A 2,834-nucleotide genomic window follows, 5' to 3' on the forward strand; every position below is an offset into this window, starting at 1 on the left:
GCGGCGCCCACCATGGTCGCCGCCGAGGTCCACGCTCCCGGCGCGGTGTGCATCGACCGCACCAGCCGCTCCTGGGCGTCTCCCAGCGGATCGACCAGCGCGCCGTCGGGGCCGACCGACACGTCCTCGGCCAGGACGCTGCCGAACGGAAGCGTCACCCGGTCGAAGGAGACCAGCGAGTAGTCGAGCGGTGCGCCCAGGACCTCCGGCAGCGCGGTGACCCGGACGCCGGGCGTGGGGCCGGTGTGGTCGCGCAGCGGAACGACGAAGGGCATGACGCCGTGGTCGGTCCCCTCGGCGAACACGCGCGCGTACACCACCCCCGTCTTGGAGACTCCCTCGGCCGACACGGCCGCCATGAACTTCTGCGCGGAGTCGTCGGGAGTGCTCAGCCAGAAGCATCGCCGCGTCCGGTCCCAGACCGCTTCGGTGCGCAGCGCGACGTGACTGCTGCCGTGTCCGACCTCGGTGATCAGGATGACGCCGACGCTCTCCAGCCGGTCGAGTCTCGCCAGTTCCTCGTCCACGACGGCCCGACCGGTGCCGCGCAGCGGTGCGACGGCGCCGACGGCCATGCAGTAGTGGACGAACATCGCCACGGCGAGGGTCGGATCGACGGCCGCCACCCACGCCTCGGCGGCGAACAGGCGGCGGGGGTCGGACAGCAGTGCGCTTCCGGGGCCCAGGGCCGCGCCGGCGGACCGGAGGTCCGCGTACACCTTGCGGTGGCGGGCCGGGCCGGTCGCGGGAACGCCGGGCTGGTTACGTCGCGCGAGACCGTCGAACAGGAGGGTCAGTTCCTCACTGAGCTCGGGGTCGTATCCGTCGAAGAGCATGTCGCGAAGCGGGCCGATCACTGATGGCACGTCGTCTCCTGGGCCGGTGGCCGGGGTCGGGTGAGTCCTTCGAGTGTCGCGCCGCTCCACGCGCGAACGCCACCCGCCCGATGGGGCTAGCCAGTTGAGGCGATGGCGTCGGGTGCGCCGGAGGTCCGAGCATGGAGGTCCCGCACCGCCGTGGCGACAGCGAGCCCGCGACGGGTCCACTTCTACGCGTCAGGAGGCTGACAGGTGGGTGATCGGCCATCGGGTCCGGCGGAGCACCGGACGCCACCGCCCGTGCGGTGGGTCGTCGGGCCGGCTTTCGCCGACTCGCGCTCGGACTCCGCGACGGTGACCGTGGAGCAGCTCTTCGCCGCCGAGCCCGCCCCGGCGCGGCTGCGGCCCGGCTTCGGGGTCTCGCCGCAGGACTGGGCGGATCTCGCGGTCAGGCTCGCGCGGTCGCCGCTGGCGCGGGCGGTGCTCCTGGAAGGGGAACCGGAGGTGGGTGTCGAGGCCGACCGGGTCCTCAAGCGTGACCCCCGCAACGTCCTGATCACCCGTCCGTCGCGGACGGATGCCGAGGACCACCTGACCTCGACCGGGGCCATGGCCTTCGAGGCCGCGCTCGCCGTCCCCGACGGCACCGAGATGATCCTCGACCACACCATCGGCCAGCGCCACGTCCCGGGCATGCTGATCATCGAGGCGATGATCCAACTGCTCACCGCCGCCGTGCCCCGCTGCTTCCCGCGGAGGGAGGACAGCGAGTGGATCGGTGTCATGCACGGCTGCCGGTTCTCCTTCAGCCGCTTCACCTTTCCCTCCGACGCCCGGTTGGCGGCCGAGCTCCGGGTCGCGGGCAGCGCGGCGCCGGACCGCGTGCCGATGGCGGCCGAGGTGGTGCTGAGCCAGGCCGGGCGGGACACGGCCGTCGGGAGCTTCGCGCTCAACGCCTTCTCCCTCCGTCGGCTCTCCGACATCGAGATCTCGCAGGAAGCGGGCGTCTTCGGCCGGCAGGCCGCGGACGGCTCCACCACCCATTCGCAGCCGGCCGATGGCCGGTGACAGGACGGCAAAGGACGGCAGCACCATGGTGAACAGCTTCAGTCTCGCCGGCAGGGTCGCTCTGGTGACCGGGGCGTCCCGGGGCATCGGCAGGGCCGTCGCGCTCGGCCTCGCCGCCGCGGGAGCCCGCACCGTGCTCACGGCGCGCAGCGGCAAGGACCTCGCCTCCCTGGCGGCGGAGATCGCCGGGCGGGGCGGGGAGGCGCTGGTCCTGGAAGCCGACATCGCGGCCGAGGGCGCGGCCGGGCGGGTGGTCGCCGACGCCGCCGCCTGGGCGGGCCGCCTGGACGTCGTGGTGAACAACGCCGGCGCCATCGCCGCAGCCGGCCCGTTCCTCGAACTGACCCGCGAGGACTGGCGCGACACCCTCGGACTCAACTTCCACGCCACCGCGGAGGTCTGTCGGGCCGCCGGCCCGGTGATGCTCGCGCAGGGCAGCGGTTCGGTCGTCAACATGGCCTCCGTCGCCGGGACCAACGGTGTGCCGATGATCTCGCACTACGCGGTGTCGAAGGCCGCCATGATCTCGCTCACCCGGACCCTGGCGACCGAGTGGGCCGCGGGCGGGGTCCGGGTCAACGCCCTCGCCCCCGGCTGGGTCACCACGGACCTCACCGGGCCGTTCGCGGCCGTGGAGGGCCTCGCCGACTCCCTCGTCCACAGTGTTCCGGCACGCCGCTGGGGCGCGGTCGAGGACGTCACGGGTCCGGCCCTCTTCCTGGCCTCCGACGCCTCCAGGTTCGTCACCGGCCACGTGCTCGTCGTCGACGGCGGACTGTCCGCGTACGAGGGCGGGCCGGGCCTCCTCGACCTCGTCCCCGCCGGCCGGATCGGCCTGGCCTGAGCGGCGGGGACGGAGTCGGTCGCCAGGAGCGGGGCGCGGCCGGTCGTCGCAGCCGTCGGACCGGCCCCCGTCCTCTCCCTGGGCATCGAGGGGGAGAGGACGAG

General features: G+C 73.7%; 2 protein-coding genes and 1 pseudogene. 2 read left to right on the top strand and 1 reads right to left on the bottom strand.

The genetic code is table 11. The features are described from left to right. Positions 1-866, bottom strand: a pseudogene (locus tag ABD308_RS19390) (hypothetical protein); the annotation flags it as partial. Positions 867-1,172: 306 nt separating this feature from the next. Between ABD308_RS19390 and ABD308_RS19395 the strand changes: the two are divergent. Beyond that, the gene (locus tag ABD308_RS19395; protein ID WP_344336238.1) at positions 1,173-1,886 is read left to right on the top strand and encodes an AfsA-related hotdog domain-containing protein; all 714 of its coding nucleotides are present in this window, start codon (positions 1,173-1,175) and stop codon (positions 1,884-1,886) included. A 25-nt stretch (positions 1,887-1,911) separates the two neighbouring features. Further along, positions 1,912-2,730, top strand: coding sequence for an SDR family NAD(P)-dependent oxidoreductase (locus ABD308_RS19400; RefSeq protein WP_344336244.1), 819 nt, complete (start codon positions 1,912-1,914; stop codon positions 2,728-2,730). Positions 2,731-2,834: the final 104 nt, after the last annotated feature.

The organism is Kitasatospora putterlickiae, from assembly GCF_039527695.1.
Lineage (GTDB): Bacteria > Actinomycetota > Actinomycetes > Streptomycetales > Streptomycetaceae > Kitasatospora > Kitasatospora putterlickiae.